Source organism: Pseudomonas tohonis (genome assembly GCF_012767755.2).
GTDB lineage: Bacteria > Pseudomonadota > Gammaproteobacteria > Pseudomonadales > Pseudomonadaceae > Metapseudomonas > Metapseudomonas tohonis.
Map to the genome: position 1 here is coordinate 1,553,964 of NZ_AP023189.1, position 19,505 is coordinate 1,573,468.

At 64.6% G+C, this 19,505-nt stretch carries 18 protein-coding genes and 1 pseudogene; 4 read left to right on the forward strand and 15 right to left on the reverse strand.

Features of this window, described 5'->3' with window-relative positions:
* Positions 1 to 78: 78 nt before the first annotated feature.
* The gene (gene mvaT, locus HSX14_RS07225; protein WP_111263379.1) at positions 79 to 456 is read right to left on the reverse strand and encodes a histone-like nucleoid-structuring protein MvaT; all 378 of its coding nucleotides are present in this window, start codon (positions 454 to 456) and stop codon (positions 79 to 81) included.
* 309 nt (positions 457 to 765) lie between these two features.
* On the opposite strand from mvaT, the gene purU reads away from it, so the two are divergent.
* Both purU and HSX14_RS07235 read left to right on the forward strand, forming a co-directional pair.
* Positions 766 to 1,617, forward strand: a complete 852-nt coding sequence (gene purU, locus HSX14_RS07230; RefSeq protein ID WP_173178740.1) for a formyltetrahydrofolate deformylase — start codon at positions 766 to 768, stop codon at positions 1,615 to 1,617.
* A 37-nt stretch (positions 1,618 to 1,654) separates the two neighbouring features.
* Positions 1,655 to 1,843 (forward strand): hypothetical protein, encoded by a 189-nt coding sequence (locus HSX14_RS07235; RefSeq protein ID WP_173178739.1) that lies wholly within the window; start codon positions 1,655 to 1,657, stop codon positions 1,841 to 1,843.
* 94 nt (positions 1,844 to 1,937) lie between these two features.
* Here the strand turns inward: HSX14_RS07235 and HSX14_RS31550 are convergent, their stop codons facing one another.
* Positions 1,938 to 2,702, reverse strand: a complete 765-nt coding sequence (locus tag HSX14_RS31550) for a methyl-accepting chemotaxis protein (RefSeq protein ID WP_371877133.1) — start codon at positions 2,700 to 2,702, stop codon at positions 1,938 to 1,940.
* A gap of 141 nt (positions 2,703 to 2,843) precedes the next feature.
* Positions 2,844 to 3,815 (reverse strand): annotated as a pseudogene (locus tag HSX14_RS31555) (cache domain-containing protein); the annotation flags it as partial.
* A gap of 118 nt (positions 3,816 to 3,933) precedes the next feature.
* Here HSX14_RS31555 and HSX14_RS07245 point away from each other — a divergent pair.
* A complete protein-coding gene (locus tag HSX14_RS07245) occupies positions 3,934 to 5,424 on the forward strand; it encodes a helicase HerA-like domain-containing protein (RefSeq protein WP_173178737.1) in 1,491 nt (496 codons plus the stop codon).
* A 60-nt stretch (positions 5,425 to 5,484) separates the two neighbouring features.
* On the opposite strand, the gene HSX14_RS07250 is transcribed toward HSX14_RS07245, so the two are convergent.
* From HSX14_RS07250 to HSX14_RS07280, 7 genes are all read right to left on the reverse strand, one after another.
* Positions 5,485 to 6,957, reverse strand: coding sequence for an inorganic phosphate transporter (locus HSX14_RS07250; RefSeq protein WP_173178736.1), 1,473 nt, complete (start codon positions 6,955 to 6,957; stop codon positions 5,485 to 5,487).
* 154 nt (positions 6,958 to 7,111) lie between these two features.
* Positions 7,112 to 7,309 carry a hypothetical protein gene (locus HSX14_RS07255; RefSeq protein WP_111263385.1) on the reverse strand — a complete coding sequence of 66 codons (198 nt, stop codon included), beginning with the start codon at positions 7,307 to 7,309 and terminating at the stop codon, positions 7,112 to 7,114.
* Positions 7,310 to 7,621: 312 nt separating this feature from the next.
* Positions 7,622 to 9,031, reverse strand: a complete 1,410-nt coding sequence (gene mapR / locus HSX14_RS07260) for a GntR family transcriptional regulator MpaR (RefSeq protein ID WP_173178781.1) — start codon at positions 9,029 to 9,031, stop codon at positions 7,622 to 7,624.
* Between the two features lie 77 nt (positions 9,032 to 9,108).
* A complete protein-coding gene (gene ccoG / locus HSX14_RS07265; RefSeq protein WP_173178735.1) occupies positions 9,109 to 10,527 on the reverse strand; it encodes a cytochrome c oxidase accessory protein CcoG in 1,419 nt (472 codons plus the stop codon).
* Positions 10,528 to 10,882: 355 nt separating this feature from the next.
* Complete coding sequence (locus tag HSX14_RS07270) at positions 10,883 to 11,314, reverse strand: hypothetical protein (RefSeq protein WP_173178734.1); 432 nt, start codon at positions 11,312 to 11,314, stop codon at positions 10,883 to 10,885.
* Positions 11,315 to 11,492: 178 nt separating this feature from the next.
* On the reverse strand, positions 11,493 to 11,744 hold the full coding sequence (locus HSX14_RS07275; RefSeq protein ID WP_173178733.1) for a hypothetical protein: 252 nt from the start codon (positions 11,742 to 11,744) through the stop codon (positions 11,493 to 11,495).
* A complete protein-coding gene (locus HSX14_RS07280) occupies positions 11,741 to 12,208 on the reverse strand; it encodes a BRO-N domain-containing protein (protein WP_173178732.1) in 468 nt (155 codons plus the stop codon). The genes HSX14_RS07275 and HSX14_RS07280 overlap by 4 nt, the downstream gene beginning before the upstream one ends.
* A 717-nt stretch (positions 12,209 to 12,925) precedes the next feature.
* On the opposite strand from HSX14_RS07280, the gene HSX14_RS07285 reads away from it, so the two are divergent.
* Entirely contained in the window at positions 12,926 to 14,683 is a 1,758-nt protein-coding gene (locus tag HSX14_RS07285; protein ID WP_173178731.1) for a sensor domain-containing diguanylate cyclase, read from the forward strand.
* Positions 14,684 to 15,161: 478 nt separating this feature from the next.
* Here HSX14_RS07285 and HSX14_RS31135 read toward each other — a convergent pair whose 3' ends face one another.
* From HSX14_RS31135 to HSX14_RS07305, 5 genes are all read right to left on the reverse strand, one after another.
* Positions 15,162 to 15,650, reverse strand: a complete 489-nt coding sequence (locus HSX14_RS31135; RefSeq protein ID WP_230428043.1) for an SUMF1/EgtB/PvdO family nonheme iron enzyme — start codon at positions 15,648 to 15,650, stop codon at positions 15,162 to 15,164.
* Positions 15,651 to 15,669: 19 nt separating this feature from the next.
* Entirely contained in the window at positions 15,670 to 15,975 is a 306-nt protein-coding gene (locus HSX14_RS31140) for an SUMF1/EgtB/PvdO family nonheme iron enzyme (protein ID WP_228723553.1), read from the reverse strand.
* 58 nt (positions 15,976 to 16,033) lie between these two features.
* On the reverse strand, positions 16,034 to 17,185 hold the full coding sequence (gene nirK / locus HSX14_RS07295; RefSeq protein ID WP_173178730.1) for a copper-containing nitrite reductase: 1,152 nt from the start codon (positions 17,183 to 17,185) through the stop codon (positions 16,034 to 16,036).
* Positions 17,186 to 17,351: 166 nt separating this feature from the next.
* On the reverse strand, positions 17,352 to 18,236 hold the full coding sequence (locus tag HSX14_RS07300) for a TIGR02285 family protein (protein ID WP_173178729.1): 885 nt from the start codon (positions 18,234 to 18,236) through the stop codon (positions 17,352 to 17,354).
* Between the two features lie 26 nt (positions 18,237 to 18,262).
* Entirely contained in the window at positions 18,263 to 19,462 is a 1,200-nt protein-coding gene (locus HSX14_RS07305) for a CaiB/BaiF CoA transferase family protein (protein ID WP_173178728.1), read from the reverse strand.
* Positions 19,463 to 19,505 lie beyond the last annotated feature (43 nt).

Genomic DNA, 19,505 nt, shown 5'->3' on the forward strand with positions numbered 1-19,505 from the left:
ATGCCCCTTTGCAAGAAGGGGTTATTCCGGACAATAAAAAACGCCAGCTTTCGCTGGCGTTTTTCGTACCGTTGGCAATTAGCCCAGCAGGGTGGCCCAGCTTTCAACGGTGTCGGCGCCCCACTTGGCTTTCCACTCTTTCAGTGTCTTGTGGTTGCCGCCTTTGGTTTCGATAACTTCGCCGGTGTGCGGGTTCTTGTATTGCTTGACCTTGCGGGCGCGTTTGCTGCCAGTGGTCTTGGCGGCAACACGCGGTGCCTTGGAAGTTTTGGAGTCCGGATCGAGCAGGGCGATGATATCGCGCAGGGATTTCTGGTATTCGCCCATCAGGGTGCGCAGTTTGCCTTCGAACTCCAGCTCTTTCTTCAGCTTGTCATCTTGCGACAGGTTCTTCAGGCGCTCTTGCAGTTCTTTGATGGCTTCTTCGGTAGCGCGGTATTCGTTGATCAGCGACATGTCTGAGTCCCTTGGTGAAAATGGTGATGGCAGCGGTGACTTGAATGTCAGGGATAATAGTCAGCGCGTTAATACAAGTAAACAGCGGGAAAAGTTTTGTCGGGATTATTTTCCGGATAGGCCGTTGTTTGAATTAATGCGCACTGTCCGAATCGATCGATCCGGAGGTTGGAACTTGCGTGCATCCGGGCCGTCATCCGAGTTGGGCCGATGGGGTGCATGGGGCGACGGGAAGTTCACGGGGCTGCTGAAGTTTTCACGGTGTGTGGATAGAATGGCCGCCTTTGCGAAGTATCTGGAGTTTCCCCCATGCGCACATTTCGTCTGGTGATCGCCTGTCCGGACGGCGTTGGCATCGTAGCCAAGGTCAGTAATTTCCTGGCTACTTATAACGGCTGGATTACCGAGGCGAGCCATCACTCCGACACCCAGAGTGGCTGGTTCTTCATGCGCCACGAGATTCGTGCCGATTCGCTGCCCTTCGACCTGGAGGGGTTCCGCCAGGCCTTCGCGCCCATCGCCCGTGAGTTCTCCATGGAGTGGCGCATCACCGACTCCGCCGTCAAGAAGCGCGTCGTGCTGATGGCCAGCCGCGAGTCCCACTGCCTGGCCGACCTGCTGCACCGCTGGCACAGCGGCGAGCTGGATTGCGAGATCCCCTGCGTGATCGCCAACCACGACGACCTGCGCAGCATGGTCGAATGGCACGGCATCCCGTACTTCCACGTCCCGGTGGACCCGAAGAACAAGCAGCCGGCCTTCGAGCAGGTCTCGCGCCTGATCGACGAGCACAAGGCCGACAACGTGGTGCTGGCGCGCTACATGCAGATCCTCCCGCCGGACCTGTGCCAGAAGTACCGCCACCAGGTGATCAACATCCACCACAGCTTCCTGCCCTCGTTCATCGGCGCCAAGCCTTACCACCAGGCGTCCCTGCGTGGCGTGAAGCTGATCGGTGCGACCTGCCACTACGTCACCGAGGAACTGGACGCCGGCCCGATCATCGAGCAGGACGTGGTGCGCATCAGCCACCGCGACAACATCGAGGACCTGGTGCGCCTCGGCAAGGACGTGGAGAAGCTGGTGCTGGCCCGCGGCCTGCGCTACCACCTGGAAGACCGCGTGCTGGTGCACGACAACAAGACCGTGGTGTTCGACTGACCCAACGGACGTCCGCTAGCGGCGTCGGGAGGCTGGCATGACCGATCCACGCAACCGGGGTACCTCCAGCCCGCCGCCGACCCTCGGCGAGGGCTGCGTGCGCCGCTACGACCCCGATGAGCTGACCGACGAGAACGGCACCGACTTTCCCGGTGCCGCCGAGTTGTGGGAGCGGGTGCGCAAGGAGCAGCCGCAACCGCCAGGGGACGAGGGCGACGCCCCGTAGCGCGAAGCGCTCCCGCTGGGCCGAGCCCTGGCAGGGCCATCCTCCCGAATGAAAAAGGCGCCCGCAGGCGCCTTCTTCTTTTCAAGCGATCCGGTCAGATACGGAAGCTGTCCACCAGGTGCTTCAGGCGCGCAGCCTGCTGCTCCAGGTCGGCGCAGGCGCGCAGGGTGGCCTGGAGGTTCTCCACGCCTTCCTGGTTGAGCATGTTGATCTCGTTGATGTCCACGTTCAGCGACTCCACCACCGAAGTCTGTTCCTCGGTCGCGGTGGCCACGGACTGGTTCATCCCGTCGATCTCGCCGATGCGCTGGGTCACGCTGGAGAGCCGCTCGCCGGCGAGGTTGGCGATGGTCACGCTCTCCTCGCTGTAGCGCTGGCTCTCGGTCATGGTGTTGACCGCCTCGCGCGCCCCCACCTGCAGCTCCTCGATCATCTTCTGGATTTCCTGCGCCGACTCCTGGGTGCGGTGGGCGAGGTTGCGCACCTCGTCCGCCACCACGGCGAAGCCCCGGCCGGCTTCACCGGCGCGGGCCGCTTCGATGGCGGCGTTGAGCGCCAGCAGGTTGGTCTGTTCGGAGATGCCCTTGATGACCTCGAGGATCTGCCCGATGTTCACCGTCTTGCTGTTCAGCGTCTCGATGTTGCCGCACGAGGCGCGGATCTTCCCGGACAGGTCGCTCATCGCCACGATGGTCTTCTCCACCACCTGGCGGCCGTCCTCGGACTGGTTGCGCGCATCGGAGGCCTGGTGCGAGGCGTCGGCGGCGTTGCGGGCGATCTCCTGGGCGGCGGCACCCAGCTCGTTGATCGCCGCGGCGACGCTGTTGGTGCGCTGGGCCTGCTCGTCGGAGTTGCTCATCGACGAGTTGGAGGCCGACAGCACCAGCTTGGCCACTTCGTTGACCTGGCGCGTGGTGGCGGAGACCTCGCGGATGGAGGAGTGGATGCGCTCGACGAACTGGTTGAAGGACTGGGCCAGCTCGCCGAACTCGTCCTGGGAGTGCACGTCCAGGCGGCGGGTCAGGTCGCCTTCGCCCTTGGCGATGTCCTGCATGGCGCGGCCCATCAGCAGCAGCGGCTGCATCAGCACGCGGATCAGCATGCCCAGCAGGGCGATGATGATCACCACCGCGATGACGGTGACGATGATCGCCGAGGTGCGGAACTCACGCAGCATCGAGAATGCCTCGGCCTTGTCGATCGACAGGCCGATGTACCACTTCACCGTCGGCAGGCCCTTGATCGGGGCGAAGGTGAGGATGCGCGTCTGGCCATTCAGTTCGGCCTCGGAGAAGTCGGTGCTGATGCGCGGCGTGTTCTGCGGGTAGAGATCCGCCAGCTTCTTCATCACCAGGTCCTTGTCGGGGTGGACCAGGATGGTGCCGTCCTCGCTGACCAGGAAGGCGTAGCCCATGCCCTGGAAGTCCAGCGAATTGACGATCTGCTGCAGCGTCTGCAGGCTCAGGTCGCCGCCGACCACGCCCTTGTCCCCGGCGGGCGTGGCGATGGTCATGATCAGCGTGCTGGTCGCCGCGTCGATGTAGGGCTCGGTCAGGGTGGTGGCGCCGGCGGCCATGGCGTCCTTGTACCAGGGGCGGGTGCGCGGGTCGTAGCCTTCCGGCATGGCGCTCTCCGGGCGCATGGTGAAGGAGCCGTCCGAGCTGCCCAGGTAGGTGAAGGCGAAGGTCGAGGCCAGCACCTTCTGCTCCAGCAGCGAGGTCACGGATTCGGCCTCGGCGTGCCGGGCGATGTTCTGCGCGACGTTCTCCACCAGCAGGATGCGGCCCGAGAGCCAGTTCTGGATGTTGCTGGAGGTCACGTCCCCCATTTCCCTGAGGTAGCTTTCAAGATCCTCGCGGATCGCATTCCGTTGCAGGTAGTCGTTGTAGAGCGTGAACAGCGAGAAAGCCGCTATCACTACCAGAGAGGCTGCCAGCAGGATCTTGTGGCTGAACTTCAGGTTCTTGGTCATGTTTTCTTGCGTCCGATTAAGGCAGGTACCAGTCTTGGCGGGCCACCGGTTTTTTATGAACGGATCCGGCGTTGAACACTGTGTCGGTACAGAACCAGTAAAGCTTGAGGATGGCGAGATGCCTGCATCCAGATCGATAATTCTTGGCGCTGACCCCTCCGGCCAGCCGATCACCCAGGCGTTGCGCCTGGCCAACCGTCACGGCCTGGTCGCGGGTGCCACCGGAACCGGCAAGACAGTGACCCTGCAGCGCCTCGCCGAGGCCTTCAGCGATGCGGGCGTGGCGGTCTTCGCGGCCGACATCAAGGGCGACTTGTGCGGCCTCGGCGCCGCCGGCGCGCCCCAGGGCAAGATCGCCGAACGCATCGCCTCGATGCCCTGGCTCGAACACCAGAGCAAGGCCTACCCGGTGACGCTCTGGGACGTCGCCGGCAAGAGCGGCCACCCGCTGCGCACCACCCTCAGCGAAATGGGCCCGCTGCTGCTGGGCAACCTGCTGGAACTCACCGACAGCCAGCAGGCCGCGCTCTATGCCGCCTTCCAGGTGGCCGATCGCGAGGGCCTGCTGCTGCTCGACCTGAAGGACCTGAAGGCGCTGCTCAACCACCTGCGCGAACACCCCGAACTGCTCGGCGAGGACCGCGCCCTGTTCGCCGGTGCCTCCGCCCAGGCGCTGCTGCGGCGCCTGGCGACCCTGGAGCAGCAGGGCGCCGATGCGCTGTTCGGCGAGCCGGCGCTGCAACTGGAAGACATCCTCCACCCCGACCGCGACGGTCGTGGCCGCATCCACCTGCTCGATGCCAGCCGCCTGGTGCACGAGGCGCCGAAGGTCTACGCCACCTTCCTGCTCTGGCTGCTGGCCGAGCTGTTCGAGCAGCTGCCCGAGCGCGGCGATGCCGAGCAACCGGTACTGGCGCTGTTCTTCGACGAGGCGCACCTGCTGTTCAACGACACGCCCCGCGCCCTGCAGGAACGCCTGGAGCAGGTAGTGAGGCTGATCCGCTCCAAGGGCGTCGGCGTCTATTTCGTCACCCAGTCCCCCGGCGACCTGCCCGACGAGGTGCTGGCCCAGCTGGGCCTGCGCATCCAGCACGGCTTGCGCGCCTTCACCGCCAAGGAGCAGAAATCCCTGCGCGCGGTCGCCGACGGCTTCCGTCCCAACCCGGCCTTCGACAGCCTCGGCGTGCTCACCGAGCTGGGCATAGGCGAAGCGTTGGTGAGCACCCTGGAGGAAAAGGGCACGCCGGCCATGGTGCAGCGCGTGGCCATCGCGCCGCCGCAGTCGCGCATCGGGCCGCTCAGCGAGGCCGAGCGCGCCGAGCGGGTGCGCACCTCGCCCCAGGCCGGGCGCTACGACAAGCCGATCGACCGCGAGTCCGCCTACGAGATCCTCAGCGCCCGCGCCGCCGAGGCGCCGGCCGCTCCCGAGGCCAAGGGCAAGGCCAGGCCCGCCGAGGCGGATTCGGGGTTCGCCGGTGCCGCCGGCGAACTCCTGGGCAGCCTCGCCAGCCAGGCTATGAAGACCGCCGTGCGCCAGGCGGCCAACCAGCTGGGCCGGCAACTGGTACGCGGGTTGATGGGCTCGCTTTTGGGCGGCAAGCGCCGCTAGCCGGGTTCTCACCGCAACGAAAAAGGGCGCCCTGAGGCGCCCTTTTTCATGGCTGGAGGATCAGACGAACAGCTTGGTCGAGATCCAGAACAGCGCGGCGGCCAGGGCCATGGAGGTGGGCAGGGTCAGCACCCAGGCCAGCAGGATGTTGCGCACGGTGCCGCCCTGCAGGCCGCTCTTGTTGGCGACCATGGTGCCGGCGACGCCGGATGACAGCACGTGGGTGGTGGACACCGGCAGGCTGTAGATGTTGGCCAGGCCGATGGCGGCGGCGGCGGTGATCTGCGCGCTCATGCCCTGGGCGTAGCTCATGCCCTGCTTGCCGATCTTCTCGCCGACGGTGAGTACCACGCGCTTCCAGCCGACCATGGTGCCGATGCCGAGGGCCAGGGCCACCGCGATGATCACCCAGAAGGGCGCGTATTCGGTGGTGGCGGTCAGGTCCTTGCGAAGCTTCTCCAGGTCCGCCTTCTCGCGCGCCGGCAGGTTGGAGAGCTTGCCCACCTTCTTCGCGGTGTCGTCCAGGCAGAGCAGGTAGCGACGGGTCTCGACGCGGGTTTCCTCGCTCATGTCGGTGTAGCTGGCCACGCCCGTGAGGTTGGTCATCAGCCCGGCGATGGTCGCTTCGGTCTGCTTGGGATCGCAACGGAACGCCTGCGGCATCTCGCTGGGAGTGGCCTTGCCCAAGGCCAGCATCTCACCGAGGGTGTCGGTGTGGCGCTGGTAGAACTGGCTCAGGTGCGTGGCCGCGTCACGGGTGCGTTCGATCTGGTAGGTGGTGCTGTTCAGGTCGAGCACGAACTTGGCCGGGACGATGCCGATCAGCACCAGCATGATCAGGCCGATGCCTTTCTGGCCGTCATTGGAGCCGTGCACGAAGCTCACGGCCATGGCCGAAAGCACCAGTACCAGGCGGTTCCAGAAGGGCGGGTGCTTCTTGTCGTCTACTTCCTTGCGGGTCTCCGGGGTCTTGTGCATCTTCGACGCCGGGTACAGCCATTTCAGCGACAGCAGCAGCAAGGCCGCGACCATGAAGCCGGCGGCCGGCGAGAAGATCAGCGACAGGCCGATATCGATGGCCTTGCCCCAGTTCACGCCTTCGCCCAGCGGCAGGTCGCTGATCAGCGCGTTGGCCAGGCCGACGCCGAGGATCGAACCGATCAGGGTGTGCGAGCTGGAGGCCGGGATACCGAAGTACCAGGTGCCGAGGTTCCAGGTGATGGCCGCCGCCAGCAGCGAGAACACCATGGCCAGGCCGTGGCCGGTGTTGACGTTGATCAGCAGCTCCACCGGCAGCAGGTGGACGATGGCGTAGGCGACGCCGACGCCGCCCAGCAGCACGCCGAGGAAGTTGAAGATGCCGGAGAGGACCACCGCGCGGTAGGGCGACATGGCCTTGGTGTAGATGACCGTGGCGACCGCATTGGCGGTGTCATGGAAACCGTTGATGAACTCGAAGGTCAGGACGAATGCCAGGGCGAGCAACAGGCTCAGCACCAGCCAGGCATCAAGCCCGCTGAAGAGATCGAACATGAAGGTTTAGTGACAGGCTGGTTAGGGGGCGCGAATTATGCCAGAAAACCGGCCCGCGCCCAGCGTCTGACCGCCGATCGGTACCCGTTGCCACTGCGTCACGGTAGCGCAGCCCAGTAAATCAGGGCCATGCAGGGCATTGTTCGAAATCGTTTCAGCTGTCCTGGCCGAGTTCTTTCTCGATTTTCTGGATTTCCCGCTCGAAGGCCTGGTCCTGATAGGTGGGGCGCTTGCGCCAGGGTTTGCGTTCGGGTTCGGGCTGCGCGGCGTAAGTGGTCACTTCGCCGCCGTAAACATCCTTGTAACGTTTTTCCTGGCGCTCGAGTTCGGCGCGCAGTTCGTCTTTCGTCACGTGTTGATCCGCTTGGTCTGAATAATGGGTCTTGAGTTTCCGGCGATGGAAGGCGCGAGGGCCTTCTGCAACTTTCGCCTGTCATGGACTTGGGCCGGACGGCCGTTCCATTTTCTTCAGCGACCATCCCGGTCGACTTTCACACACCACCGAGAGCCAGGCGCACCGCGCCTTTGCGCAATTAAGCCGGATAACTTCGGAGGGGCGGGGAAGTATATAGGGAAACTCACCAGAAGCTCTATCGAATAGAAAGCCGAAGGCACGACGAGTTCAACTTTCGTTGCACTCGCCGTGCACTTCCCTGGTGCATGTTCAGAGGCTGCGGATGATACGTCCGAGTGTTTCCATCGCCTGTTCGCTGCGTGTCGTCCAGGGGTGGCCGTAGTTCAGGCGTGCGCAATTGCTGAAGCTCCGGGTCGCCGAGAAGATCGGCCCCGGCGCGATGCTGATGCCCTGGGCGAGCGCCAACTGGAACAGGCGCAGCGAGTCCACCTGCTCGGGGAATTCCAGCCAGAGGAAATAGCCCCCGTCCGGACGGCTCACCCGGGTCTGCTCCGGCAGATGGCGGGCGACTGCGGCGAGCATCGCGTTCTGCTGGCTTTCCAGGGCGTAGCGCAGGCGTCGCAGGTGGCGGTCGTAGCCGCCGTGCTGCAGGTAGTCGGCGATGGCCGCCTGGGCCGGGACGGAGGCGGAAATGCTGGTCATCAGCTTCAGCCGCTCGATCTCCCCGGCATAGCGCCCCCCGGCCACCCAGCCGACCCGGTAACCCGGTGCCAGGCTCTTGGAGAACGAACTGCAGTGCATCACCAGGCCCTCGCTGTCGAAGGCCTTCACCGGCTTGGGCGCCTGCTGGCCGAAGTACAGCTCGGCATAGACGTCGTCCTCGATCATCGGCACCTGATATTGCTTGAGCAGTTCCGCCAGGCGTCGCTTGCGCGCTTCGGCCAGGCTCGCCCCCAGCGGGTTGTGGAAGTTGCTCATGAACCAGCAGGCCTTGATCGGCAACTGTTCGAGGCTGCGCTCCAGCACTTCCAGGTCGATGCCCTCGCGCGGGTGCACGGGGATCTCCACCGCCTTCAGCTTGAGCCGTTCCAGCACCTGCAGGCTGGCGTAGAAGGCCGGCGACTCGATGGCCACCAGGTCGCCCGGGCGGGTCACCACCTGCAGGCAGAGGTTGAGTGCCTCCAGTGCGCCGTTGGTGATCACCAGCTCCTCGATGGGCAGCGGCAGGCCGCCGACCATGTAGCGCAGGGCGATCTGCCGGCGCAGGCCGTGGTTGCCGGGCGTCATGTCGGCGACGGTGGAGCGCGGGTCCATCTCCCGCACCGCGTGGGACATGGAGCGCGCCAGGCGTTGCAGGGGGAACAGCTCCGGGCTGGGAAAGGCCGAGCCGAAGGGCACGGTGTCCGGGTCCTTGATGGAGCTGAGCACCGAGAACACCAGCTCGCTGACGTCCACCTCCGTGGTGGCGGCCTCGCGGCTGGCCACCTCGGGCTCGCGCAGCGGGCGCTGCACGTGCTGGCATACGAAGTAGCCGGAGCGTGCGCGGGCCATGATCAGGCCACGGCTCTCCAGCAGGTAGTAGGCCTGGAACACGGTGGAGGCGCTGACGCCGTAGGTGCGGCTGGCATGCCGCACCGAGGGCACCTTCTGCCCCGGTGCGAGCACGCCGGTACGGATCAGTTCGGCGATCTCGTCGGCGAATTTCTCGTAGCGCTTCATCTTGTCCTGCGGGTGGGCGGCCTGGGCCGCCCACTCTAAGCGCTGCGTCGGGACGCCGCCAGCTGCGCCGTCCATGCTCAGCGCCTCGGGCTGACGAAGGTGCTGTCGGCGGTGGCGGTCGCCGTGTCGCCGTCCAGGCTGGTGATGCGGAACACCAGCTCGCGGGAGCCGCCGCCCAGGGTGTCGTCTTCCTGCGCCACCGAGACCGGCAGCTCGAGGATCTCGCCGGCCTCGATGCTCACCTCCGCCGGTGCCTGCAGGCGCAGGCCCTCGCCCTCGGCCAGCTCCAGGCGGTAGCGATGGCTGAGCTGGGTCTTGTTGATCAGCTTGAGGTTGTAGATGTTCTCGATCTCGCCGGCGGCGTTCTCGCGGAACATGCCACGGTCCTTGATCACGTCCACGGAGATTTCCGAACGCGAGGCCAGCAGCCAGCCGAAGGCGCCGATCATCAGCACCAGGGCCGTGGCGTAGCCGATCAGGCGCGGCCGCAGCAGGTGGGTGTGGCCGCCCTCCAGGGCGCGTTCCGAGCTGTAGCCCACCAGGCCACGGGCGTAGCCCATCTTGTCCATCACCGAATCACAGGCGTCCACGCAGGCCGCGCAGCCGATGCAGGCGATCTGCAGGCCGTCGCGGATGTCGATGCCGGTGGGGCAGACCTGCACGCACACCGTGCAATCGATGCAATCACCCAGGCCCTGGGCCTTCGGGTCGCTGCCCTTCTTGCGCGCCCCACGGGACTCGCCCCGGGCGGCGTCGTAGGACACGATCAGCGTGTCCTTGTCGAACATCACGCTCTGGAAGCGGGCGTAGGGGCACATGTGGATGCACACCTGCTCGCGCATCCAGCCGGCGTTCACATAGGTGGCGGCGGTGAAGAACAGCACCCAGAACAGCGAGACGCCGCCGGCCTGAAGGGTCACCAGCTCGGTGGCCAGTTCGCGCACCGGGGTGAAGTAACCGACGAAGGTCACCGCCGTCGCCAGGCTGATGGCGAGCCACAGGCCGTGCTTGGCGACGTTGCGCGCCACCTTCTCCACGCCCCAGGGCGCGGCGGCCAGCTTGATGCGCTGGTTGCGGTCGCCCTGGGTGCGCTGCTCGACCCACATGAACATCCAGGTCCAGACGCTTTGCGGGCAGCTGTAGCCGCACCAGACGCGACCGGCGAACACCGTGATGAAGAACAGCCCGAAGGCGCAGATGATCAGCAGCCCCGAGAGCAGGATGAAATCCTGCGGCCAGAAGGTCGCGCCGAAGATGTAGAACTTGCTGTCCTCCAGGCTCCAGAGCACGGCCTGGCGGCCATCCCAGTCGAACCAGAGGGTGCCGAAGAACAACAGGCACAGCAGCCCCGCGCCGAGCAGGCGGAAGTTGCGGAACCGCCCCGTGAAACTGCGGGTGTGGATGGGGGCACTGGAGGCGTAAAGGGACTTGCTGGCGGCGGCGGGGCGACTCGGTTGGACGACCTCTACCTGCCTGACGGGAATCATCTCGCTCATGATGCTGGCCTTTTGGGCTATGACGGCGAGGCGGACTATAGGGAGAGGCTGATACTGGAAACAGATTCAGGTGATGGGGCAAAAACCATATCAGATGGGTCTTGATGGCCGTCTGGCCCACAGAGCGCGTGGTTCCTGGCGGTTCGCAGGTGCGCCCTGCGCAGAGCGCGGCAATCGGTCGCGGGGTAATTACAGGTGCAGCGCCTCTCCTCATCCGCTACAGCCCATCATTCGTTATTGAGAGCGCCGGTGGCCGGCACGGAGTTGATTCCCGGCAACGGCCGGGCACGGGCTCGCCTCGTATGGAGCAGGAACGTCGGCTAGATGACCCAACGGCAGGTAGTACGGCTCCTCGTCACTTGTCCGGTGAAACCGGAAAGCCCGGTGGCTGTGCGGGGAAGCGCTCGACAGGAAGCGTCTGGTCCTTTCCCGCCCAATACAACAAACCGTCGGGCTCGTATTGAAGGGGGATATCGCACCTCTTCATGGGGAACCCTTGGCAGTAGATTTCAGAGGCCTGCGCCGGGTAGGGCTCGAAATCGAACCTGTAGGTTCTTTCCTCGCCCGATCCCTTGATGCTGTAGATGATGGATGGGCTCAGCTTGTCGCCGGTCAGCAGGATTTTCAGGGACGACTTCGGCTCGATGATTTTGCAGATCGGCACTGTGTAGTTCAGGTTGCAGACCTGGATGCGCGCATCGCTGTTGTTGAACAGGACCATCTCAACCTGAAACGAGCATCCCGACAGGGCAAGCGTGGCCGCCAATACGGCGAAAAGTCTGAGCATGGCGTTGTACGCATCCGTGGTAGAAGACGAGAGCCGGGTCATCCCTGAAATGGAGCCGAGCGGATTTCACCTCGCAACAGAACGCTGCGCAACCACCTGTAGGGGCGATTTCAATCGCCCAGGGGCAACCCCGTTGCCCCAAAGGCCCCTCCCGACGCCGAGAGGGGCCCGGCTCAGGTCAGCTCTTCCACAACGCCAGCTGCTCCAGCTTCATCAACTGCCAGAACTCCTGCTGGTTGCTGCGGCACAGGTCCACCATCGCATCCATCAAGGCCCCTTCGCCGACCTCATCCAGGTAGGGCCCGGGGATGCCCTCGCGCAGGCCCGCGTTGTCCCGGATGATCTCGGCGATCACATGCACGGTGTTCAACCGCGACTCCATCCGATCCACCAACTGCCGCAGCCGGCGTTCCGCAACCTCCTGGCTCATACCGACACCTCCTGGCCGCCGGCCATGAACAGCGGCAAATCCCGCCAGGCCACCCACAGCTCACCCTGCCAACGCACCACGCCCAACTGCCGGCCCTCGTAGATCAGCGTCTCACGCGTGGGAGCCGCATCGGGCGTGCGGTGATAGTCATGCAGCGTCGGCACCAGCACCTCGTTCACCCAGCGGCCCACGTTGCCGTGCCTGGGCGTGCCGAACTGGAACAGCGCCCGGTAGGCGCCGATATCGCTGATCACCACCACCTCTTCATGGAAGCCGTCGGTGTAGATGAGGGCGAGGGTTTGCTGCTGGTGAGGCTCCAGGGCCGGGAGCAGTGGGAGGGCATCGGCCAGGCCGATCAACTGCGCGAAATCATGGGCGACGAACCAGGGCTGGTTGTCGACCATCACGGCGCGCAGGCGTTGGTGGTGGTGATAGAAAACGAGAGGGGTGAATGCGTTTTTCATGGCATAGGTTCCTTGTCCGGTGGACCACTCCGCCATCCTTCGCTGTCATTCGAAGGGTGGCGAATCGCACGGGGTTGACAGACCGGGACAAGAGACCGGCAGACCACGAGGGTCTCCCCGCGCGATCCGCCATAAAGCAATGCAGTTGAAAACTGCATGCATGCTCGTGCCTGCAAAAAACATTCGCTGTTTTCCGCATGCACCTTGTGGCGCACCGCGCCTTGTCATCGGGCTGTCAAACCCGGCCACGGGATTTACCGTGGCTCGGGGAGGATAGGGAGGAGGGGCTGGGAGGGCAAGGGTGTGGCAGTCGTTCGTTACAGGGGGCGTGAATGCGAGCATCAACGCCTAACTAACAGGGTCTGCTGCTTGTGAGTGGCAGAAATCGGCCAAAAGCAGAAGCGGCCAATCGCAGTCGTCAACGTCCGACCAATAGATACCCGTCGTAATTGATAGAAACAGCCAAATAGCAGCACCTTTGCGCTTTAGCAGCAGCTCAGTCAAATCACATGGGTTCAAGCCATCGCTAGCCGGTAGGTTACAGGTGTCCGTCCGCTGTCGATTTCACCGCGGCGAGTGGTAATGGCTGGCAGAGTTCGACGGTTGTATCGGACACAAATGAATGCATGGCGGCATAAAGCTATTGTTGTTAAGTCTTGCAACTCAATGCCGATAAGGCTAGGAAGCATAATCCGCCCAAGGTGTGGAGAAATCCAAATGTTGTCCAGCAGATCCACGTCGCCACAAGGCTCCCGAGACGCGCGATTCGACGGCCTGCTTCATATGATCAGGAGGCATTTCGGTGTCGTTGCAGTCTTACTCACAACTGGCGACCAAGATCTCCAACGCTTTTGTGCAGGCGCCGGCCCCATTGTGCGGGACGCACTGCCAGACCTTCACATCCCACTTCGGAGCGACGCCCACGTTGATTCGTTGCTGCTTGCACCCGATATCAATAGCGACGAACGTCTACGTAATCACCCGCTGACAAAGACGTTTCCCTCGCTGCGTTTTCTCGCCGCCTGCCCTCTGGAGGCGCCTGGTGGAGGGCAACTAGGCCTGCTGTACCTGCTTCATGATCAACCTCGCGAGCTTAATGCGGAGCAACAAAACGGTTTGCGTGAGTTCGCTCAGTTGGCCGTAGCGGTGCTGCTTCTTAAGGAGTCGGATCGGTCACAATTGGAGCTCCCGAGTGAGAACGAGCGCCGTAAAGCTCTAGCCATCGCGACTAGCGGAACCGGTGTTTGGGATCGCAACGTGCTCACCGGCGAAGTCCATTATTCCAGTAGTTGGAAGGCTTTGCTGGGCTACACCAACGACGAGATCGGCAACGACGTGTCGGAGGCCTATACCCGCATCCATCCTGCCGATTTCGCCTACGTACTGGCCGTATACCAGGAGGCTATCGACGGTCGTACCGAGGTTTTTGAAGTTGAGCACCGGCTACGTTGCCGTGACGGTAGTTATAAGTGGGTCTGCAGTCGCGGCAAGGTGGTGGAATGTGACGGCGCCGGCAAACCGGTGCGTATGGTCGGAACAACCACCGACGTCACGACCATGTACACCCTGTCGGAACAGATACAGCTTAATGCAGCGCTGTTGACCGACCTCACCAACGAGGTTCCCGGAATGGTCTTCCAGTCTCGGCGGCACGTACATGGAAAGTACAGCTTTTCTTATGTCAGCGCCGGGGCTCTCGATATCTACCGGCTATCGCCGGAACAACTCATGCAAGACGCCGACATGCTGCACCTAATCATCCACCCAGACGATTTGGCTGCTTACCTAAGCTCACTGGAAGCATCCGCGAGAGATCTCAAGCCTTGGCACCTGGAATACCGGGTGCTGCTACCCGGTGAGGGCGCTGCCTGGCGTCAGGGAGGTGCGCGCCCTCGGCAACTGGCGGACGGTAGCGTGCTCTGGCACGGAATTATCACCGATATCACCGAGCGCAAACTAATAGAAGCCGAGCTGCAGGTGCTCGCCAGCACAGATTCATTAACACAACTATCCAATCGCCGGCATTTCATGCGACACCTTGAATGCGAGCTGATGCGGGTGCAGCGCTCTGCAGGCTACCCCGCGGTAATATTGATGTTCGATCTTGACCACTTCAAGGCCATCAATGATCGCTGGGGCCATTCGGTAGGAGATCTCGCGTTGCAACATTTCTCAGCCACGCTCCGTAAACAGCTGCGTAGAACTGATGCTGCCGGTCGCATGGGTGGCGAAGAGTTTGCGGTGGTATTGAGCAATGCCTGCGTCGACGAGGCCAAAATCTTTGCCCAGCGTATCCAAGATGAGCTGGCCATTACGCCAGTGGTTCACGGGGACGAACGCCTGACTTTGGCGGTCAGCGTCGGCATCGCATGCCTCGACTCAACCGATATCAGCGCCGAGGCTAGCCTGTCACGCAGCGACAAGGCGCTCTACTGCGCCAAGCGTGCCGGGCGCAATCGCATCGAATGTTATTGAAATGGCAGGCCACATTCAGGCCTCAATCCAGTAACGCCTTGGCGACCCTTCAAAAACTTCCACTTCTGGCCGAGAGCGGACAGTGAGTAAAGCGAGATGAGTCAACTGAACCCGACACTGCATGCAGATCTGTGTGAAGTTCTGGATGAGGTCTCTGCATTGATGTCAGAGGCTTATGCGCAGCTCGGCCCCATACCTGATGACCATCCTCTGGCTCAAGAAGGTCTTGAGAATGGGAGAGAAATTGTTTGGACTACCTGGCTCACGGCGAGGCCGGAGTCGCCTCGATCACCTGTATTACATGATCAAAGAGCCGCCTCTCGCTATTTCTGCAAAGGCCGCTGAGAAGCTGGCTCGTCTTGCAGACGCATTCGGAACGTCTTTGGGCTGGTGTCCTTGAGGTCTGGCCATACACCGAACCGCAAATCGAGGTCGTTGGTGCAGTGCTTGAGGGCTTTTGCACTGCGTCTTGAGGGGATCACGGGATGTCCCTGACCAGGCGGAAGCCGAGGTTGTCCGGCGGCTGCCCGGCGGCGCAGCCACCGCCGCGCGCGTCGCGCACGAAGTCGTTGAGCGCCGCGCGGTGGCGGCCCTCGGCGATGCGGATCGAGCAGGCCTCGATGCGGCTGAGCTGCGCCCCTCGGGCATCGAGCTTGATGCGCTGGTGGCAGCTGTCGGTCCATTCCCAGACGTTGCCGGCGAGGTCGGCGATGCCGAATTCGTTGAGCCCATGGCCGCCGCGTGCCAGCGGCCGGGCCGATTCGGCGGTGCGTGTCTCGGCCTCGAAGCTGTAGCGGGCCAGCCAGCGCCGTGCCGGGTTGCTGCCGTCGTCGTCGATGAGCAGGGCGTCGTCGGCCCAGCGCGAGCCGGCGAAGAAGGCCCATTCGAGGTCGCTGGGCAGGCGCCAGCGCTGGCCGGTGCGGCGTCTCAGCCAGTCGGCATAGAACTGTGCGTCCAGCAGGCTCACGCCGGTGATGGGCAGGTCGTCACGGGGGGCTGTCCCCTTCGCTCAGTGGCAGGCAGTCGCCCTCGGCCACACAGCGCGCGTATTCGGCCTGGCTGACCTGGTACTTCATCACCTCGAAGCCGGGTTGTAGCCGCTCGCGTCGGGCGGGGGCGTCGATGGCGCGTGCCTCCTGCCAGTAGTCGCCGGCGGGGCGGAAGGTGAAGGCACGGGCCGTCAGAGCCACCGTTTCCGGTGCCGGTTCGGGCGGGTGCCGTGGACCGAGGAGAAGGGCCGCCGCCGCGATGGCGAAGGCGGCGGGCAGGCTGATCCGGGTGGCCTTGTGCATGGCGGCGGCGTCCGTTGGCCAGGGTGGAGGGCCGGCCCTTGCGGGCCGGCCGGCGGGCTCATTTGATCGGCGATGGCGGCTCGACCTGGCTCATCAGGTCGGCGTTCCATTCGCCCTCGACCTGGAAGTGCGCGGTGGCGCCCAGCAGCACGCCTTCGATCAGGTTGTGGTTGAGGTAGGTGTACAGGCCCGGCTGGCGGAAGGTGTAGAGCGCCGCGCCGGCCGCGCCACCCGGGATGAACCAGGTCTCCAGGTCCTGTTCCGGCGGGTTGCTGAACTTGCCGCTGGCCCAGACGTGGTCGCCGTGGCCGCCGATCAGGTGCGGGCGGGTGTCGCGGTTGGCCTGGGAGTGGACGACCAGCACCGTCTTGCCGACGCGGGCCTTGAGGGCGTTCTTGCCGGTCAGGGCGCCCACCTTGCCGTTGAACACGATGTGGCTGGGGACCAGCCCCTTCATGACGCCCAGCGTGTCGGCGAAGCTCTCCATCGGGCTGGCGTAGCGCTTGAACCTGCCGTCCATGTCACGCGGGACGTAGAAGTCCTGTTCGCCGACGTAGAGCACCTTGTCGTACTTCAGCGCCTTGCCGGCGCGGTCCTTCAGGCCGTCGCGGGGCAGCACCATGATCGCGCCGTTCATGCCCGAGACCACGTGCCAGGGGATCATCGCGCCGCCCGGTGCGCAGTGGTAGACGAACACGCCGGCGCGGGTGGCCTTGAAGCGCAGCTTCACCTGCTCGCCGGGGCTGACGATGGTCAGCGCGCCGCCGCCCAGGGCACCGGTGGCGGCGTGGAAGTCGATGTTGTGGGCCATGCCGTTGGTCGCGGGGTTGACCAGGGTGAGCTCCACGTAGTCGTCCTGGTGCACCACCATCAGCGGGCCGGGCACCGAGCCGTTGAAGGTCATGGCGTGGACTTCGGTGCCTTCGTCGTCGAGCACCAGGGTCTTCTCTTCGATGGTCAGGGTGAACTCCACCACCTTCGGCGAGCCGCTGGCGCGGGCCTCGTGGGCGTGGACGAAGGGTGGGGCGACCAGCTCGACCTTGACCCGCTCCAGCCTGGACAGGTCCGGGGCCGCGCCCGGCTTCTTCGGTGCTGGCTCCGCCCCGGCCAGCGCCTTGCCGCTGCCGAGCACCGAGCCGGTGACGCCGAGCACCACCGCGCCTGCGAGCAGGGTGCGGCGGGAAAGGGACATCGCTTCCTCGTCGTGCATGATCATCTCCGTAATGACTACCGTCGTTGGCTACAGAGATACCGCGTGGCCAGGAACTTTCCTTGAGCTGAGACAAGCAAGCCTGCAACTGGACAACCTGCTGCGGGGAGGATGTGCGTCATGTCGCGTTTGCGCAGGTGCCGGCCTTGCGCAAGGTGGGGCGGGCTCAATCCTTCCCGAAAAAGCCCTTGGCGTCCTGCAGGTAGGCCTCGCGGGTGGGGCCGTCCAGCCAGCGGGCGTAGAGCTGGATCAGCTCCTCGCCGCGCAGCTCGCGGATCACCTCGTTGATCGCCTCGATGGCCCGCTTGCCTTCGGGTGTCTTCGAGCAGCCCACGTAGGCGAGCAGGTAGCTGGGCATGCCCTGCACCGGATGGAAGCGCAGGTCGGAGACATCCACGCCATCGGTCTCGGCCAGGTAGCGCACCTCGGGCCAGTAGCCGAGCAGGGCGCTGATGCGGCCGTGCTGCTGCATCTGCAGCAGGCTGCCCAGGGCGTTGTTGCCGTGGTGCACCAGCAGGCGCTCGGGGGCTGTGGCGTGCAGCGTGGCGTCGATCGACGGCCCGTAGCTGCGCTCCACCAGTACGCCGAGGCGCTGGCGCGGGTCGGCGAGAAAGGCCGCCAGGTCGATCCTGCCGTCCTTCAGGTAGGGCTGGATCTCGTCCTCCAGTTCCCGGCGCACCACCACCCCGTTGGTCACCACACCGAGGGTTGGGATGGAGAAGTACATCAGTTGCTCGCGCTCCTGGGTCTTCAGCACGCCCGCGTCGCAGGTGAGGGTGTCGCGGGCGAACATCTGGTTGGCACGAGCGCGGTTGACGCGGCTGTTGATGTGGCGGTACTGCGGCAGTCGCTGCTGCAACAGGCCGAGCATCCGGTCGGCGATGCCCTGGCCCTTGAGCGGGCCTTCCATGATGTTGAACGGCGCCATGTCGCGCACCGTCCAGGTGATCAGCGTGTCGGGTGCCGCCGCACAGCCGCCGGCGGCCACCAGCAGCGCTCCGCCGAGCAGCAGGCCGCTCAGGCGCGAGCGGAATCCGCGGCGGCCGGCCATGGGCGGGGAAAGGCGCGGGAAGCGGCTCAGATGGCGCCTTCCTTGCGCAGGGCGTCGATGCGTGCGGCGTCGTAGCCCAGGGCACCGAGCACTTCGGCATTGTGTTCGCCCAGCTCCGGGCCGACCCATTCGGCCGAGCCCGGGGTCGCCGAGAGCTTGGGCACGATGCCGGGCATGCGGAACGGCTTGCCGTCGGGCAGGCGCGCCTGGAGGAACATCTCGCGGGCGATGAACTGCGGGTCGGTGAACATGTCCTCGGCGGAATAGATGCGGCTGGCCGGCACCTCGGCACGGGTCAGCACCGCCAACACCTGGTCCAGGGGCAGCGAGCCGACCCAGCGGTCGATCACCCCGTAGAGTTCGTCGCGGCGCGCGTCACGGCCGTCGTTGCTGGCGAGCGTCGGATCGAGGGCCAGGTCCTCGCGGTCGATGGCGAGCATGAAGCGCTTGAAGATGGCGTCGCCGTTGGCGCCGATCTGCACGTGGCGGCCGTCGGCGCTGGTGTGGATGGAGGAGGGGGTGATGCCGGGCATGATGTTGCCGGTGCGTTCGCGGATGAAGCCGAACACGTCGAACTCCGGGACCATGCTCTCCATCATGGCGAACACCGCCTCGTACAGCGCCACGTCCACGACCTGGCCTTCGCCGCCGTTGACCTCGCGGTGGCGCAGCGCCATGAGCGCGCCGATCACGCCCCAGAGTGCGGCGATGGAGTCGCCGATGGAGATGCCGGTGCGCACCGGCGGGCGGTCCTCGAAGCCGGTGATGTAGCGCAGCCCGCCCATGGATTCGCCCACCGCGCCGAAGCCCGGCTGGTCCTTCATCGGGCCGCTCTGGCCGAAGCCGGAGAGGCGCAGCATCACCAGCCTGGGGTTCAACGCGTGGAGCACGTCCCAGCCCAGGCCGAGCTTCTCCAGCACGCCGGGGCGGAAGTTCTCGATGAGGATGTCCGCCTCGCCCAGCAGGCGCTTGAGGATGGCGATGCCGTCGGGGTGCTTGAGGTTCAGCGTCAGCGACTTCTTGTTGCGCGCCTGCACGAACCACCAGAGCGAGGTGCCCTCGTAGAGCTTGCGCCACTTGCGCAGCGGGTCGCCGCCGTCGGGGGACTCGACCTTGATTACCTCGGCGCCGAACTCCGCGCACAGGCGCGAGGCGAAGGGGCCGGCGATCAGGGTGCCGAGTTCGATGACTTTCAGTCCGGCGAGAGGCTTGGCGAGGGTATCCATTGCGCGTCCGTGGGGCAGGGAAAAACCCGCCTAGCCTAGACCA

Excerpts from the sequence above, each read along its gene's own strand:
- nirK (WP_173178730.1), bottom strand. The coding sequence starts at position 17,185 with ATGCACGACGAGGAAGCGATGTCCCTTTCCCGCCGCACCCTGCTCGCA.
- HSX14_RS07270 (WP_173178734.1), bottom strand. The coding sequence starts at position 11,314 with ATGCTCAGACTTTTCGCCGTATTGGCGGCCACGCTTGCCCTGTCGGGA.
- HSX14_RS07275 (WP_173178733.1), bottom strand. The coding sequence starts at position 11,744 with ATGAGCCAGGAGGTTGCGGAACGCCGGCTGCGGCAGTTGGTGGATCGG.
- HSX14_RS07280 (WP_173178732.1), bottom strand. The coding sequence starts at position 12,208 with ATGAAAAACGCATTCACCCCTCTCGTTTTCTATCACCACCACCAACGC.
- HSX14_RS07285 (WP_173178731.1), top strand. The coding sequence starts at position 12,926 with ATGTTGTCCAGCAGATCCACGTCGCCACAAGGCTCCCGAGACGCGCGA.
- HSX14_RS07245 (WP_173178737.1), top strand. The coding sequence starts at position 3,934 with ATGCCTGCATCCAGATCGATAATTCTTGGCGCTGACCCCTCCGGCCAG.
- HSX14_RS31140 (WP_228723553.1), bottom strand. The coding sequence starts at position 15,975 with ATGCACAAGGCCACCCGGATCAGCCTGCCCGCCGCCTTCGCCATCGCG.
- mvaT (WP_111263379.1), bottom strand. The coding sequence starts at position 456 with ATGTCGCTGATCAACGAATACCGCGCTACCGAAGAAGCCATCAAAGAA.
- HSX14_RS07250 (WP_173178736.1), bottom strand. The coding sequence starts at position 6,957 with ATGTTCGATCTCTTCAGCGGGCTTGATGCCTGGCTGGTGCTGAGCCTG.
- mapR (WP_173178781.1), bottom strand. The coding sequence starts at position 9,031 with ATGAAGCGCTACGAGAAATTCGCCGACGAGATCGCCGAACTGATCCGT.
- HSX14_RS07300 (WP_173178729.1), bottom strand. The coding sequence starts at position 18,236 with ATGGCCGGCCGCCGCGGATTCCGCTCGCGCCTGAGCGGCCTGCTGCTC.
- ccoG (WP_173178735.1), bottom strand. The coding sequence starts at position 10,527 with ATGAGCGAGATGATTCCCGTCAGGCAGGTAGAGGTCGTCCAACCGAGT.
- HSX14_RS07305 (WP_173178728.1), bottom strand. The coding sequence starts at position 19,462 with ATGGATACCCTCGCCAAGCCTCTCGCCGGACTGAAAGTCATCGAACTC.
- HSX14_RS31550 (WP_371877133.1), bottom strand. The coding sequence starts at position 2,702 with ATGAGCAACTCCGACGAGCAGGCCCAGCGCACCAACAGCGTCGCCGCG.
- HSX14_RS07235 (WP_173178739.1), top strand. The coding sequence starts at position 1,655 with ATGACCGATCCACGCAACCGGGGTACCTCCAGCCCGCCGCCGACCCTC.
- purU (WP_173178740.1), top strand. The coding sequence starts at position 766 with ATGCGCACATTTCGTCTGGTGATCGCCTGTCCGGACGGCGTTGGCATC.